Raw genomic sequence first — 16,152 nt, 5'->3', positions numbered from 1 at the left:
CGGCATGACTTTAATAAAAGATATGATCAGCGGCGATGAATTTACAGGTTTTTACCTGATCAAGGAACTGGAGGTTAAGCAGACCAATGCGACGCCGCCCAAGGATTATCTGGATATCGTCCTTTGTGATGCCAGCGGCCAGGTCCCGGCCAAATTTTGGGATGCCTCCGCAAGGGATAAAGAAACCTTTTTTCCCATGGGGCTTGTCAAGGTAAAAGGTTTGGTGCAAACCTACCGGGAGCGGCTGCAGGTCAAAATTATGCAGATCCGGCCGGCGGCCGATGCCGACGGGGTGACGTTAACGGATTTTATTCGTTCCGCGCCCATCCGTCCCGTGGATTTGGTTCACGCGATCAAGCAGGAGACGGCCAGCATCCGGGATGAGGAAATCCGGGCGATCGTTTCTTTTTGCGTAGGTAAAGTAGAGGAAAAGCTGATGCATTATCCCGCAGCCAAAACGCACCACCATGCGTATTTTGCCGGGCTTGCTTACCATATGGTCAGAATGCTCGAGATCGGGGATTTTCTCTGCAGGCAGCGCCCTTTCCTGAACCCGGATTTTATTCGGGCGGGCATTATTTTGCATGACATTGCCAAACCCGAGGAGATGATTGCTCAGCTGGGGATCGTATCTGACTACAGCACCAAGGGCAAACTCATGGGCCACATCTCGCTGGCTTCGAATTGGATCACAGAAGCGGCGATTAAGCTGAATATCGATCTCGATTCGGAAAAAGTGACCGCCCTGCACCATCTGGTGCTTTCTCACCACAATCTGGGCGAATGGGGCAGTCCCGTGCAGCCTCAGACTCCGGAAGCCGTGGCGCTGCATCACATTGACGCGCTGGATGCCAAGCTGCAAATGGTGGAGGACGCGCTGGATACGACGCCGGAAAGCGAGCCGTGGACGCCGTTTATCCGCGGGCTGGAGAACAAGGCGATCTACCGCGTCAAAGTTTAGAGGGGGCAAAAAAGGCAGGCTTTCGTCGAGAAGGCTTGCCTTCTTTTTTTAAAAGGGTCAGGACAAGGGGGATCAAACCGTTTTGAAAGGGGGATGTTCCTCTTAAGCCTGGTCGAGAACTCTGAACACCTTTAAGGAAGGCGAACATGTCGCGAGATGTGTTTGCAGCCTTGAAGGTGTTTTTTTGTTGGCAAACCGGCCCGGAAGGGGCCGGTTTTTTCTTTTTTATCCATGCAGTTGTAGAAATTGTCACCCGAAAAGGTTCAAAAACAGCATGGAATTGGAGTTTCTGAACATATCCTTCGGCGCCCCTGAAACGATAACCTGAAAGGGCAAGAATCATTACTTAATCAAATGGGAGGTTGTAGAGGCATGAAAAAAATCGCAGCTGCGGCAATGGTCATTACGCTGCTCGGCGCCTTGATGGCAGGCTGCTCATCGGGAGGCAAGAACAGCGGAAATGCAGCAGAAGGGGCTAGTCCGGAAGGAACGGCGGGAGCGGCGGAATCGACCGCTTACCCGCTCAAAACCGATGAGAAGCTGTCCTATTGGGGCGAAATTAACGGCAACCTGGTTGGGGTCAAAGCTTCGCATGACGAAATTCCTTTTTTCCAGAAGTGGCAGGAGAAGACGGGGGTTAAGCTGGACTTTACGGCCCCGCCGTCCGGGCAGGTCAAGGAGGCCTTTAATGTTATGCTGGCTTCCGGGGATTTGCCGGATATGATCGAATACAACTTTATCGGCGATTTTCCCGGAGGTCCGGAGAAGGCGATCAGCGACGGCTACATTATCAAGCTGAACGATCTGATCGATAAATACGCCCCTAATTTGAAGAAGTTCCTGCAGGATAACCCTGACATCGACAAGATGGTCAAGACGGACAACGGCAGTTATTACGTGTTCCCGTTCATCCGGGGCGACGAGTATCTGCGCGTCTTCCAGGGACCGATTATCCGCAAGGACTGGCTGGATGAGCTCGGGCTTCCTGTGCCGGAAACGATTGATGAATGGACGACGACGCTCAGAGCATTTAAAGAGAAAAAAGGCGCGGCAGCTCCGTTTTCGGTCGTCAGCAAACCCCGTTTCTTTAATGAATCCGGCAACGGCGCGTTTATCGGCGCTTTCGGCGTGAACCGCGGCTTCTACCAGGAAGACGGAGCAGTCAAATTCGGACCGGCTGAAGCTGGGTTCAAGGACTATCTGAAGCTGTTTCACGACTGGTATGCGGAAGGTTTGATCGACAAAAACATCGCCACGGCCGATACCAAAGCGGTGGACGGCAACATTGCCTCCGGCGCTACCGGAGCCACGGTGGGGAACGCCGGCGGCGGCATCGGCAAATGGCAGCCGCTCGTGCAGGCCAACGACCCGAAAGCGGTTCTGGTTGCGGCTCCGTATCCGGTGCTCAAAAAAGGCGATAAACCAAAGTTCGGCCAGCTGAACCAGGCTTACGCCTCCGAAGGAACGGTAGCCGTTACGACGGCCGCCAAAGATCCGGCTCTTGCGGTCCGCATGCTGGATTACGGCTACAGCGAAGAAGGCCATATGTTCTTCAACTTCGGTGAAGAAGGCGTCAGCTATACGATGGAGAACGGGTATCCGAAGTTTACCGATCTCCTGATGAACAACCCGGACAAACTGGCTCCGGCCCAGGCGATTTCCCTGTATGCCCGCAGCAGCTATAACGGTCCGTTTGTTCAGGATAAACGTTATGCCGAGCAGTTTTTTGCGCTCCAGACGCAGCGGGATGCAGTTGAGATTTGGAAAAACACGGACGCGGCGAAATACAACCTGCCGAACACCACGCCAACGCCGGAGGAAAGCTCCGAGTATGCGACGATCATGAACGATATTAATACGCTGGTGGATGAAATGACGATCAAGATCATTCTCGGTTCCGAACCGGTCGACAAGTTTGACGACTATGTCGCCAAAATGAAATCGCTGGGCCTGGACCGGGCGATTGAAATCCAGACGGCGGCGCTGCAGCGGTATAACAGCCGGTAAAGCTTTTTGGCCAATCCGGTACGCGAATGCAGTGACACCGGAGTAGGCAAGCACGGTTGACAAGTGTTCGGAAGTAAAAAGGGAAGGGGAGAGCCTGCTCTCCCCTCTATTGAAATCGAGGTGACATTCAGGCATGGGAAATCGGCAAACGCTAAGAAGACGGCTGGTTCGCGACTTTTTGCTGAACAAATATTTGTACCTCATGATGGTGCCGGTGATGGCCTATTATCTGATCTTTTTTTACGGGCCGATGTATGGGGCGCTGATCGCCTTTAAGGATTATTCCCCGATGAAGGGCATTTTGGGCAGCGATTGGGTTGGATTCAAACACTTCCAGGACTTTTTCGGCAGCTTTTATTTTCTGAGAGTGTTAAAAAATACGATTTTGATCAGTCTTTATACGCTGCTCTTTGAGTTCCCGGCGCCGATTCTGTTGGCTCTATTAATCAACGAGGTGCGCAGGAAGAAATTCAAACGTGTCGTGCAGACGATTACTTATATGCCGTATTTTATTTCGCTTGTTGTTATCTGCGGCATTATTACCGATTTTACGAATGCGGACGGCCTTATTAACCGCCTGTTCATGTTCCTCGGCTATGACGGCCAGGCCATGCTGCAGAAACCGGAGCTGTTCCGCCCGATCTACGTGCTGTCCGAAATCTGGCAGCGGATCGGCTGGGAATCGATTATCTATATCGCAGCTTTGATGAGCATCGATTTGGAGCAGTATGAAGCGGCGCGGATCGACGGGGCCAGCCGGCTCAAGCAAATGATTTACATTACGCTGCCCGGGCTTCTGCCGACAATTATGATCATGTTCATTCTCCGGATGGGGAATCTGCTTAACGTGGGATTTGAGAAAATCATTCTGCTTTATAACCCGGTCACGTACGAAACGGCGGACGTCATTTCGTCTTTCGTCTACCGGAAAGGGCTGTTGGAATTCGGCTGGAGCTACAGCTCCGCCGTCGGTTTGTTTAATTCGGTCATCAATCTCGTCCTTCTGATCACGGCTAATGCCCTCAGCCGGAAGGCGACCCAAAACAGTCTATGGTGAGGTGGTTAGCTTGATAACAGAGCAAAGCTTAGGGGACCGGATCTTTACAGCCATCAACTATACCCTGCTGACCCTTCTGGTCATCGCGACCTTGTACCCGCTGCTGTACGTATTGTTTGCTTCCTTCAGCGACTCGGCGCAGCTGCTCGGCCATAAAGGTTTTTTGTGGAAACCGCTTGGCTTCAGCCTGGAAGCTTATAAAAGTGTGCTGAACAACCCGGGGATCGGCATCGGCTTTCGGAATACGCTGTTCATTCTGGTGTTCGGGGTAACGGTCAATTTGCTTCTGACCTCAATGGGCGCTTATGTCCTGTCCCGAAAAAACGTCATGTGGAACAAGGTGTTTATGTTCCTCATCGTGTTTACGATGTTTTTCAGCGGCGGCTTGATTCCGCTGTATCTGGTCGTTAAAGGAGTAGGGCTTCTGAACACGTTGTGGTCGACGATCCTCCCGTTCAGCATCAGCACCTTTAACCTGATTATTATGCGCACGGCCTTTATGGGCATTCCGGACAGCCTGGAGGAGTCGGCCAAAATCGACGGCGCCAACCATTTTACCATTCTGTTCCGGATTATCATTCCGTTGTCCATGCCAGTAATCGCCGTGATGATTCTTTATTATGCGGTAGATAAATGGAACGGCTGGTTTTACGCATCGGTGTTCATCAAGGACAGAAATCTGTTCCCCGTGCAGCTGGTGCTGCGCGAGATTCTGATCTCCAACTCGACCGACAGCATGTCGTCGGGAGCTTCGGCCGGAGACCGGTTTCAAATCGGGGAGACGATCAAATACGCCACGATTATGGTGGCCACCGTACCGATCCTGTGCGTGTATCCGTTCCTGCAGCGGTATTTCGTTAAAGGGGTTATGGTCGGCTCGCTGAAGGGCTGACGCGAGAAGCGGTAGGGAGCAACGGAGAGGGAAAGGAAACAGGCTAAAGAAACAGGCTAAAGAAACAGGCAGAGGAAAAGGAGAAGGGGGCTGGGCATGAAGGATTTTGAGTCGGTGAAGCCGGAGATGTGGGAGCAGATCATCTGTAAGGCCGGCGTCATGCTGGATAAAATGGGGAACAAATCCCCGCATGCCGCCGGGCAGGACGGCAGGTACGACGATATGCGGCTCGATTGGTGGACTTCGGGATTTTGGCCCGGCGTATTATGGATTATGTACGAAATGACCGGAGAGGAGAAATACCGGAGGGCGGCCTGGAGCTGGGATGAACGGCTGTCGGAGCTGTGGCTTGCGCCGAATCATTTTGACCATGACGTCGGTTTTCAATTTCTGCCGACTGCGGTGATCAAATACAAGCTGACGGGAGACGAGGACGCGGCAAGACGCGCTCTGCTTGCGGCCAACTTCCTGGCCGGGCGTTTTAATCCCGTCGGCCGGTTTATCCGGGCTTGGAACGGCGACAAGACCGGCTGGTCCATCATCGATACGATGATGAATCTTTCGCTGCTTTTCTGGGCGGCGGAGACCAGCGGCGATCCGCGTTTCGCGCATGTGGCCCGGCAGCATGCCGACACGGTTGTCCGTCATTTTGTGCGGCCGGACGGATCCGTGCATCACATTCTCCGGTTTGACGCGGAGACGGGGGAGCTGGCCGAAGCCCTCGGCGGGCAGGGAGCCGGACCCGATTCGACCTGGAGCCGCGGGGCCGCCTGGGCGCTGTATGGCTTAACGAATACGCACCGTTATACCGGCCGGCCGGATTATCTGGCCGCCGCGCAGCGGGTGGCTAATTTCTTCCTTGCGCATCTGCCCGAGGATTCGGTTCCGTATTGGGATTTCCGTGAAGAAGCGCAAGAGGAGGCGGGAGCGGAATCGGGAGAGCTGAAGGAATCGCAGGACGGTGCAGGAGAGGCCGCTTTCGTCCACGAGCGAGTTGTCCGCGACAGCTCGGCGGGAGCCATCGCTGCGTCGGGGCTGCTGGAGCTGGCGGACCTGCTGGGGGAAACGCGCGGCAGAGCTTACCTCGATGCTGCAAAGCGGATACTGGGTTCTTTGTATGCGAACTACGGCACTTGGAATAATCCGCAGCATGAAGCCGTCCTGCTGCATGGCACCGGTCACAAGCCGGCCTCGCAAAACGTGGATGTGTCCCTCATTTACGGCGATTATTTCTTTATCGAGGCGGCTGCCAAGCTGAATGGCTGGAAGCGGCGGATTTTTTAAGATAGAAAAAAAGCAGAGGAAATCGGCGCAGGCATCATCGGCCTTATCCAAACCTTCAAACAGCGTCTAAGCCCGGGAAAACCGCAAGGTTCCTGAGGCTTTTTCGTGTTTGCCCGAGCGAAAGCGGCCTGCTTTTTCCATTTTGATCAATCGGATTGAACTTTTTGACTATACGCTTCCGGGCGGAACTTCAGGTATAATGAATGTCTAATCAAACGAGATAAACTACTCGGGCATGGGGATGGTTTTTGATGAACATTCAAAATCTGTGGCGGAAACGGGATAGCATCATCGTCACTTGGCTCTTATCGTACAGTGCGGTGCTGTTTGTCCCCATTGCGATCAGTCTCGTTATTTATGCCGAGGCCAGCCATGCGCTCAAAAGCGAGATCCACCGGGCCAACGACTCGCTGCTGAAGCAGATGAGGTACACGATCGATAATCAAATCGACCTGATGAAACGTCTGAATATGGAAATGACCTGGAGTTCGAATTTGCAGCACCTGATGTATTCCGGCTTGCCGGCCGAGGAAGTGCCTTATTCCGCTTACCAGCTGGTCAATGAATTCCGGCTTTACAAGACGTCGTATGCGTCAATTGATGAGTTTTACGTCATCTCCAGCCGGGACGGCTCGGTGTACCGGTCGGGCAATATCCGGGACTTGAATACCGCGTTTTATACGATCCACCACACCGGTGCGCTCTCATTCGAGGAATGGAAAAATACCGTTTTAAAGGCGCCGAATAACTCCTTTGTTGTGCTGCCCCATGCTACCGCCGCCGAGGCCAAAACGGCCATCGCCTATATCACGCAGCTGCCGAAGGATATGTACGGGCGCAGCACCGGCAGCGTCGTGGTCATGTCCGACACCCGCCGGTTTCAGGAAGCGGTGGCGGGCATTTCGGGCTTCAGCGGGTCCACGCTGCTCATTTTAAATGCCGATAACGAAATTCTGATGTCCAATCACCCCGGCTCCAAGGAGCTTGAGCCATTTTTAAATGGTAAGCGCTTTCAGTTTGAGCCGTCGAAGTCTGAAAAATCGGAGCTGTTCTCGATCGATTCGTCCGTTTCGGATTTGAGATACGCGCTGATCATTCCGAGCGGCATCTATTGGGAGAAAGCGGAGTATGTCCGCAATTTTACGTATGTCAGCATTCTAGTCAGCCTGATAGGCGCAGGCGTGTTGACCTGGTTTTTTATGCGCCGCAACTATTCGCCGATCCAGCAGCTGGTGGAGTCGCTGAAGGATAAAAATACCGACCGCTCTTTTGCCGAAGTGAACGAATTCCGGTTTATCCAGAAGGTCGTCACCCGCACCCGAAGCGAAAATGATGAAATCAACCGGCAGCTCCGGAAACACCAGCAGGTGCTGCGTTCCAATATGATCAACAGGCTGCTCAAAGGCAAGCCGGACACGCTGGTTCCTTATGAAGAAGCGTTCAGGTCTTTTCAGATGAAGTATCTGTCCGCCGAGTTTGCCGTCATTTTGTTCGTGATTGAAAACGAAGAAGAGCTGTACGAGGTTTTGCCCGGGATCGACATGAACGAGCGGAGCAAGCTGGTTCATCTGATCATTTCCAACGTCGTGGAGGAGCTTGCGGAACGGCAGGGGAATGCCGGATACGTGGTGGAGACGGACGATATGATGGTCTGCCTCGTAAATTTGAAAGCGGATTCTTCTTCGTGGGAGGAGGAGCTATACCATATCGCCGCAGAAGCGCAGCGTTTCCTGGAGCGGTATGACATGGAAATCACCATCTCGCTCAGCGGCCGCCATTCCTCCTGGATCGGGATTTCAGAAGCATATCAGGAAGCGGTGGACGCTATGGAATACAAGATGGTTTTGGGGAAAAAGGGGATCATCGCCTATGAAAATATCCGGGTCGATGGCTCAGACGGGAGCGGTTACGGTTATTATTATCCGCTCCAGGTAGAGCAGCAGCTGATTAATTTCATCAAGGCGGGAGATCTGGAACAGTCCGCTTCCTACATGAATGAAATCATCGAAAAAAACCTGGATAAACCCGTGATGCCGCTGACGATGGCGAGGTGCCTGATGTTTAACCTCATCGGGACGATGATCAAGGCGATCAACGAGCTGGGGGACGGCAACGACAGCACGCTGGCCGACAATCCGCGCTGGATCAACGGGATTATGGCCTGCGGCACCATCCGGGAAATGCAGCAGAAGCTGCAGGCGCTTTTGCAGGAGGTGTGCGGCTTCGCTTCGGCCAAACGTTTGTCCCATGTGTCCCGCGAGCGTGAGGATTCGCTGCGGACCTTGATGGATCAAGTCCAGCAATATATTCAGGACAATTACATGGACATGAATCTGAACGTAAACGCCATCGGGGAGCATTTTCAGTTAAAGGGAAGTTACTTGTCCAAGCTCTTTAAAACCCAGACCGGCGAGGGGATTTTGGACAGCCTTCATAAATACCGGATTGAGCAGGCGAAGTTTCTGATGAAAGCCAAACAGGAATCGGTCAGCGAAATTTCACGGAGGGTCGGATATAACGATCCGGCTACCTTCATCCGTGTCTTTAAGAAATATGAAGGGATCACGCCGGGGAAATACAAGGAAATCGTATAGAAGAAGAAAAGAAGAAGAAAAGAAGAAGAAAAGAAGAAGAAAGCTCATATTTCAGGGGGGGCCTATGAAGGAGAAAAGAAGCGGCATGCGGACTGTCGGAAGATGGGCACCGCTCATCATACTGTTGATGATCTTTATCGTGCCGGCGGCTTACGATCTCGGACGGGAACCTTGGCAGCCGGCAAATCCGGAGTTAACGGCGGTATTGACGGATGGGCAGAACCAAAGCGGGAATTCGCTCCAATCGGAAAACAAACTCACCTATTGGGCGGAATTAAACGGCAACGTAGCAGGGATCAAAACGGCCTTTAACCAGGTGCCTTTCTTTCAGGAATGGCAGCGGAGAACGGGGGTAGGGCTGACGTTCATCCAGCCCCCGGCCAATCAGGCCAAAGAGGCGATTAACGTCTTGTTCGCTTCGGGAGATTTGCCCGACATGATGGAGTATGAATGGATCAATTATCCGGGCGGCCCGGAAAAGGCTATTCATGACGGTTATATTTTGCGGCTGAATGATTACATCGACAAGGACGCCCCCAATCTGAAAAGGTATCTGGAGCAGCATCCCGATATCGATATGCAGATCCGGACGGCGGGGGGAAGTTATTACGCTTTCCCGTTCATCCAGGGAGACGTCCAGCTCCGAACCTATCAGGGCCCGATTATCCGCAAGGATTGGCTGGAGGAGCTGGGGCTGAAGGTGCCGGAAACGATCGACGATTGGCATACGGTGCTCAAGGCTTTTAAGGAGAAAAAGGGGGCGGACGCCCCGCTGACCTTCCTCGGCGTTCCGAGTCCGCTGTTCGGCATTGAAGGCGGCGGATTTATTGGCGCGTTCGGGGTCAAAAAAGGATTTTACCAGGAAGACGGGAAAGTCAAATTCGGACCCATTGAACCCGGCTACAAAAAATTTCTGGCGTTGTTCCGGGATTGGTATGCGGAGGGGCTGCTGGACCGGAATTTTGCCGCGGTAGACACGGAGACCCAGGATACAAACATGATTCTCAGCCGCAGCGGGGCCGGGATCTGGAACGCAGGGGCAGGTATCGGTACCTGGCTTCCGGTGATGAAAAATAAAGATCCGTCCGTCGAGCTTGTTCCGGCGCCATACCCTGTGCTTCATCGGGGGGAACGCCCTGAATTCGGACAGCTGGCCCCGGCCGTAGGTTCCAGCAGCGTAGCCATTTCCGCTAAAAGCAAACATGTGGAGGAAGCGGTGAAAATGCTGGATTACGGGTACGGTACGGAAGGCCACCTGCTTTTTAATTTCGGGATTGAAGGGGTCAGCTATGTGATGAAGGACGGTTATCCGACTTATACGGACATCATTTTAAACAATCCGGAGAAGCTGGCCCCGTCACAGGCGCTGGCGATGTACACGAGGGCGAGTTACTTCGGGCCTTTCGTCCAGGATATCCGTTATATGGAGCAGTATTATTCCCTGCCGGAGCAGAGGGAGGCGATCCGCTTGTGGTCGGATACGGATGCGGCGCTTCACGCGCTGCCTACGCTGCCGATTACGGAGAAGGAGAGCACCGAGCTGTCTACGATCATGGAGGAAGTGAACAAAGCCGTCAACGAGATGTCGTTAAAAATCATCATGGGTTTGGAGCCGATATCCGCATTTGATGAATATGTGGAAAAAATCCGGCTGCTCGACATCCATCGGGCCATCGCCATCGAGCAGCAGGCGCTTGATAATTACCGTGCCGCTGTTTCCCAATTGAGCGTGGGCGCTTCGAAGTGAGGCGCGAATTGAATAAAGCACCCGGAATTTCCGAATGGCGCAAGTCGCCGTGCCGGACAGCCGGGTGCTTTTCTGTTTTTCGTAAGAATCAACGGGGTTCAAGCCAGGTGACCGGCCAAGGAAATCAGCACGGTGATCGTAAGGACGTTAAAGATGGTGGAAACGAGAATGGTTTGAGCGGCAAAATCGGGTTCGTTCTGGTATTCTTCGGCAAGAATCGAAGTGTTGACGCCGACAGGCATTCCGGAGGCGATCAGCAACGCCTGGGCAGGGACGCCCTTTAGACCGAGCAGCATAATTAGCAGAAAACCTACGGCCGGCGCAAACAGCAGCCGCAGGACAACGCTGATATAAACGTCAATCCGTTCAAGCCGCAGCGGATATTTGACGATCTGTGCACCCAACGTCAGCAGGGCAATCGCGACCAGCGACTTATCCCCGTAAAGCAGAGGCTGGTAGATGAAATCCGGAACCGGCAAAGCCAGCAAATGCCAGAGCAGGCCAAGCACCAGCGCGTAAGGCACGGGCATTTTCAGAAAACCTTTAATGGCTTCGCGGTACAAACCGTTGCTTTTGGCCCCCTGGATGGAAATCACGCCGTATGTAAAGGTCAAGAGGCTCTGAAAGGCCATGATCAACGCCTGCACCGATCCGGCCATCGGATCTCCTTTAAAAGCCAGATTGTTGACGGGGAGCCCGTAGTTTCCCGAGTTATCCAGCAGCAGGCTGTTCGTAAACGCGGCCCTCATGCCTCTGCTGAATTTGCGCCCGCGCCCGACCAGGGTTCCGGCCAAATAAAGCACCAGGACGTATAAAGCGTAGAATAAGGCGACGCTGCCCAGAAGGGAAGGCGACATTTCCGATTCATACATGTTGATAAATACGGCAGCCGGAGTAATGAAATAAAAATTGATTTTGGTTAAAGTATAAAGGTCGAGTCTAAAAACGTACTGCATGACGGAACCGATCCCGATCAGCACAAAAATAGGCAGGACCACCTGCAGCAAAATGTCTGCAATCATGGTGTCATTCATCTCATTTCAAAAGGAATAAAGGCAAAGCAGCAATGCTTTGTCATTATAACACGTTAACCGAGTGTTGCAGGGGGAATAAAAATAAGATTTTCATGGAAAATAAGGCTTGAAATCGCTATCAGGCCGGATTATAATGTGTGTATTGAAACGTTTCGAATTTATAAAAAATGCAAAGCGGTTCATATTTCCGATAAACATTCAAATAAAACCTCTGAGACCTATTGGAAGCGTGAACAACGGTCGCACTAGACGAAATAAGCCCTTTATAACGCCTTCCGGCCACCAAAAGCTTACTCATTCGGCTCGAAACGAGTGCGAAATTTTTTTCGAAATGAATCGAAACGTTTCGAAGTAAGTGCTTTCATTTATGGTTTTTAAGCTGTAAAAACTACAAACGGGGTGAAAGAAAGATGAAGAAGAAAACTTGGGGCATCATGCTCGCTACACTGATGGCATTTTCGCTGGTATTGGCAGGCTGCGGCTCGAACAACTCCAATTCCGGATCGGGAAGCAGCAAAACGCTGAAGGTTTGGTTTATGGGAACCTCCGACACGGTAACGCCGATTACCAAAATGTACGAGGAACAGAATCCGGGCGTTAAGGTTGAGGTTCAGGCGATTCCTTGGGATTCCGCCCATGACAAACTTTTGACAGCGGTTGCTTCGCAAAACGGACCGGACGTTGTACAAATGGGGACCACCTGGGTTCCCGAGTTTGCGGCCGCGGGCGCGCTTGCCGATATGGCTCCTTACATCGAAAAATATCCGAACCTGAAAGCAGAAAACTTCTATGACGGCGCGGTGCAAACGGGCCAATATGATGGTAAAACCGTAGGTATCCCTTGGTATGTAGAGACCCGTGCTTTGTTCTACCGTTCGGATCTGCTGGCAGGTGTAGGTTATCCGGAAGGACCTAAAACCTGGGATGAGCTGAAGGATGCCTCGCAAAAATTGGTAGCCCAAGGCGGCGCTGGCCATTACGGCATCACGATTGACAGCAAAGACCAGATTACGGCGGCAATCTTCGCTTGGCAGAACGGCATCGATTTTATCGACGACCAAGGGCAGCCGCATTTCAATGATCCGAAATATGTGGAAGCGATCAACTACCTGAAAAGCTTCTACGACGAAAAGCTGACGCCTTCAGGCACGGATCTGGACACGGTTGCAGCGTTCAAAGACGGTACGATCCCTATGTTCATCAGCGGTCCTTGGATGATTCAAACCATTAAAGACAAAGACCCTGAAATTGACGGAAAATGGACAGTAACGACGCTTCCAGCGAAGGAAAATAATCAATCCGCCATCGGCGGCGCTGATCTCTCAATCTTTAACTACAGTAAAAATAAAGACGAAGCAGCCAAATTTATTTCCTTCATGTCGGATAAAGAAGCTCAGCTGAAATATTACGAAACGTCCAACTCTCTTCCAGCCCTCAAAACGGCTTGGGACGATCAGGCTTTCCAAGATCCAATGATCGCGGCTTTCGGCAAACAGCTTGAGACCTCCCGTCCGGCTCCGCAAATCAAAGAGTGGGAAACCATTGCACAGTCGGTGATCTCCTCCTTTGAGCAAATCACCATCGGCGGCGCGGATACGCAAACCGAAATGGATAAGCTGAATGACAAAGCCAAGGAAATTCTGGCGAAATAATCATTCAGAAGTGGAAAGCTCACGCTGCGCCGGGGTTCCGCCGAAAGGCGGGTCCCGGCTGTATGCTTTTAGCATTTAGGTCCGCCTAAATGGCGGCGTTCTTTGGAATTACCATCAAAGGGGTGAAGATGATGAGGGAGTTCGCGAAACAGTGGAACAAAAATAAATATCCATATATGTTTATTGCTCCGGCCGTTTTGCTGCTGGTCGTTTTTTCGATCATTCCGATTATTATTGCGCTTGTAATCAGTTTTACCAATATGGACCTGATCGGACTTGCCGATTATTCCAATATCCTCGGCGTCGGCTTCGACAATTATATCAACATTTTTAAAGATCCCGTGTTCCTGAAATCTTTGTTTAATACGTTCATTTACGTGATCGTCGGGGTGCCGCTGGTAGTCATTTGCGCCATGGCGGTGGCTTTGCTGCTCAATTACGGCACAAGCTGGCTGTTCAAAACGTTCCGCGTCATTTATTACATGCCTTCCATTACGAATATCGTAGCCGTTGCCGTGGTTTGGGGTTATCTGTATAACGGCTCTTACGGTTTGTTTAACTACATGCTTTCCTGGTTCGGCATTCCGGCCCAGCAGTGGCTGCAAGATCCGACGCTCGCCAAATTTTCCTTGATTCTGCTGGCTCTCTGGAAAGCCATCGGCCTGAACATGATTATTTTCCTGGCCGCGCTGCAGGGAATTCCGCGTTCCTATTACGAAGCCGCCGAAATCGACGGGGCTACCGGCTGGAAGAAACTCCGCTATATCACGGTTCCGCTGCTGAGCTTCGCGACCTTCTTCGTTACGATTACGACTTTGATCGGCTGGATTCAGTTCTTCGAGGAACCGTTCGTCATGACGAAAGGCGGACCGCTGAACGCGACCATGTCGCTGGCGCTCTTCATTTACAATAACGGCTTTAAGCTCAGCAACTTCGGTTACGCGGCTTCGGGTTCGTTTGTGCTGTTCGTCATCATTATTCTGGCCACCATCGTGCAGTTTGCGGTGAGAAAGAAAGAAGTCGAGTATTAAGAAGGGGGAGAACCGGCATGGCCGTCAAAAAGATTGAAAAAGGCGTGATGATAACGCTCCTGATCCTGGGCGGCATTCTGATGATGGTTCCGTTCATCTGGATGCTCGGCTCGTCGTTTAAGCCGGAGAATGAATTTACGGTGATTCCGCCGACCATTATTCCGCACCATCCGACCTGGAACAACTACAGCAGGCTGTTTACGGAAATGGATTTCCTGGTTTATTTGAAAAACACGCTGATTATCGTCATATGTTCGTTTGTCGGCTTGCTGCTGAACGCTCTTGCCGGCTACGCTTTTGCGAAATTCGAATTTCCGGGGAAAAACGGATTTTTCTATTTAATCCTGGCTACCATGATGATTCCGGGCCAGGTTACCATGATTCCGACGTATTTGATCATCAATAAAATGGGACTCGTCAACACGATGGCGGGGATTGTACTGCCGGGACTGGTCGGCGCTTTCGGCATCTTTTTGTTCCGCCAGTTCATGGCGACTATCCCGACGGATTTGATGGAGGCGGCGCGTCTGGACGGGGCAGGGGAGTTCCGCATTTTCTTCCGGCTGATTCTGCCGGTCGTGAAACCGGTTTTTGCGGTTCAGGCGATTTTGACCTTTATCGGGGCCTGGAACAGCTTCCTGTGGCCGCTCATTATTGCCAACGATGAAAGACTGTACACCTTGTCCGTCGGGCTTTCGCTGCTGAAAGGGCAATACGGCACCGAGTTTGGCCTGCAGATGGCGGGCGCAGCCTTTATGGTAATTCCTATCATTATTATTTTTACTTTCTTCCAGAAACACATTATTGAAGGATATACGATTTCCGGGATGAAATAAATAAGTAGACTATGCAAGGCTTGGGAAGGACTGGATGAACGATGGCTACGATTAAAGATGTGGCAAAATTGGCGGGGGTCGCTTTATCTACCGCTTCATACGCTTTGAGCGGCGACAGCAAGGTCAGCTCGAAGACACGCGAGAAGGTGCTGGAGGCGGCAAGACAGCTCAATTATCGGAAAAACGGTTTTGCCATGGATTTAAAGCGCAGCCGTACGAATACGATTGCTCTGATTCTTACCGACTTGTCCGGGCCTTATTATTCCGAGCTGATCCGCAGCGTGCAGGACGTGGCTTTATCGAACGGCTATGATCTGATTGCCTGCAGCTCCATGGGAGGCAAGGACTCTACGGCGGTTAAATTCCTGCGGGAAAAAAGGGTGGACGGGGCCGTCGTGCTGGCCCATAACATTACGGATGAAATTTTGCTGAGCTCGGCGAGCGCCGCTTTTCCGATCGTCGTCATGGACCGGAAAACGACCGGCGAAGGTTTGATCAGCGTTGTGGTCGACGGGGAACAAGGCGGTTATGACGCCACCCGGCATTTGATCGAGAAGGGTCACCGGCAGATTGCTTATATCAGCGGCCCGTCGAATTCCTTTGACAACGCGCTGCGTTATCAGGGATTCCTGCGGGCGATGCGCGAAGCCGGGCTTGAGGAGAAAGCCAAGTGGCGGCTGGGCGGCAGCTTTATCCGCGAAGGCGGCTATAAGGCGACCAAAATGATGATGATGCAGGGCGAGCTGCCAACGGCGGTATTTTACGCCAATGACGAAATGGCCGTCGGCGGCATGAAAGCGCTGGAGGAAGGCGGGGTTTCGATTCCGGATGAAATTTCCGTGATCGGCTTTGACGATATTCAGCTTGCTGAATATGTACACCCTGCCCTGACGACGATTCACCAGCCGATGCATGAATCGGGTTCGCTGGCCGGCCATCTGCTGTTTCAAATGTTGAACGGCGAAGAAGTCAACGAAACCTACAAGCTGAAAGTGGAGCTGATCCGGCGGAATTCGGTGAAGCAGGTATAAATGAAGTACTGCATACGCGCGGGAAT

The 16,152-nt window shown here is 52.1% G+C and carries 13 protein-coding genes; 12 read left to right on the top strand and 1 reads right to left on the bottom strand.

Going from position 1 to position 16,152, the window contains the following annotated elements:
* Window positions 1-4 precede the first annotated feature (4 nt).
* The 8 genes from AC3ZPD_RS16930 to AC3ZPD_RS16895 all read left to right on the top strand — a co-directional run bounded on the left by AC3ZPD_RS16930 (window position 5) and on the right by AC3ZPD_RS16895 (window position 10,542).
* Complete coding sequence (locus tag AC3ZPD_RS16930; protein ID WP_490985464.1) at window positions 5-961, top strand: 3'-5' exoribonuclease YhaM family protein; 957 nt, start codon at window positions 5-7, stop codon at window positions 959-961.
* A gap of 146 nt (window positions 962-1,107) precedes the next feature.
* Window positions 1,108-1,254 carry a hypothetical protein gene (locus tag AC3ZPD_RS16925; protein WP_490985463.1) on the top strand — a complete coding sequence of 49 codons (147 nt, stop codon included), beginning with the start codon at window positions 1,108-1,110 and terminating at the stop codon, window positions 1,252-1,254.
* Between the two features lie 79 nt (window positions 1,255-1,333).
* A complete protein-coding gene (locus tag AC3ZPD_RS16920; RefSeq protein ID WP_490985462.1) occupies window positions 1,334-2,968 on the top strand; it encodes a type 2 periplasmic-binding domain-containing protein in 1,635 nt (544 codons plus the stop codon).
* 133 nt (window positions 2,969-3,101) lie between these two features.
* Window positions 3,102-4,025: an ABC transporter permease gene (locus AC3ZPD_RS16915; protein WP_490985461.1), complete on the top strand. Its 924-nt coding sequence runs from the start codon at window positions 3,102-3,104 to the stop codon at window positions 4,023-4,025.
* Window positions 4,026-4,038: 13 nt separating this feature from the next.
* Window positions 4,039-4,917, top strand: a complete 879-nt coding sequence (locus tag AC3ZPD_RS16910) for a carbohydrate ABC transporter permease (protein ID WP_490985542.1) — start codon at window positions 4,039-4,041, stop codon at window positions 4,915-4,917.
* 96 nt (window positions 4,918-5,013) lie between these two features.
* Complete coding sequence (locus AC3ZPD_RS16905; RefSeq protein WP_490985460.1) at window positions 5,014-6,201, top strand: glycoside hydrolase family 88 protein; 1,188 nt, start codon at window positions 5,014-5,016, stop codon at window positions 6,199-6,201.
* 251 nt (window positions 6,202-6,452) lie between these two features.
* A complete protein-coding gene (locus tag AC3ZPD_RS16900) occupies window positions 6,453-8,795 on the top strand; it encodes a helix-turn-helix domain-containing protein (RefSeq protein ID WP_490985459.1) in 2,343 nt (780 codons plus the stop codon).
* 64 nt (window positions 8,796-8,859) lie between these two features.
* Window positions 8,860-10,542, top strand: coding sequence for an extracellular solute-binding protein (locus AC3ZPD_RS16895; RefSeq protein ID WP_490985458.1), 1,683 nt, complete (start codon window positions 8,860-8,862; stop codon window positions 10,540-10,542).
* A 98-nt stretch (window positions 10,543-10,640) separates the two neighbouring features.
* Here the strand turns inward: AC3ZPD_RS16895 and AC3ZPD_RS16890 are convergent, their stop codons facing one another.
* Complete coding sequence (locus tag AC3ZPD_RS16890; RefSeq protein ID WP_490985457.1) at window positions 10,641-11,564, bottom strand: AEC family transporter; 924 nt, start codon at window positions 11,562-11,564, stop codon at window positions 10,641-10,643.
* A gap of 422 nt (window positions 11,565-11,986) precedes the next feature.
* Between AC3ZPD_RS16890 and AC3ZPD_RS16885 the strand changes: the two genes are divergently transcribed.
* The 4 genes from AC3ZPD_RS16885 to AC3ZPD_RS16870 all read left to right on the top strand — a co-directional run bounded on the left by AC3ZPD_RS16885 (window position 11,987) and on the right by AC3ZPD_RS16870 (window position 16,126).
* Entirely contained in the window at window positions 11,987-13,228 is a 1,242-nt protein-coding gene (locus AC3ZPD_RS16885) for a sugar ABC transporter substrate-binding protein (RefSeq protein ID WP_490985456.1), read from the top strand.
* A gap of 131 nt (window positions 13,229-13,359) precedes the next feature.
* Window positions 13,360-14,259: a carbohydrate ABC transporter permease gene (locus tag AC3ZPD_RS16880; protein ID WP_490985541.1), complete on the top strand. Its 900-nt coding sequence runs from the start codon at window positions 13,360-13,362 to the stop codon at window positions 14,257-14,259.
* A 17-nt stretch (window positions 14,260-14,276) separates the two neighbouring features.
* Complete coding sequence (locus AC3ZPD_RS16875) at window positions 14,277-15,095, top strand: carbohydrate ABC transporter permease (protein ID WP_068696991.1); 819 nt, start codon at window positions 14,277-14,279, stop codon at window positions 15,093-15,095.
* Window positions 15,096-15,136: 41 nt separating this feature from the next.
* A complete protein-coding gene (locus tag AC3ZPD_RS16870) occupies window positions 15,137-16,126 on the top strand; it encodes a LacI family DNA-binding transcriptional regulator (protein WP_490985455.1) in 990 nt (329 codons plus the stop codon).
* The last annotated feature ends 26 nt before the right edge of the window (window positions 16,127-16,152 follow it).

It is taken from the genome of Paenibacillus mobilis, from assembly GCF_058267595.1.
Note: the sequence above shows the minus strand (reverse complement) of the source record. Positions and strands in the feature narration are given on the sequence as shown.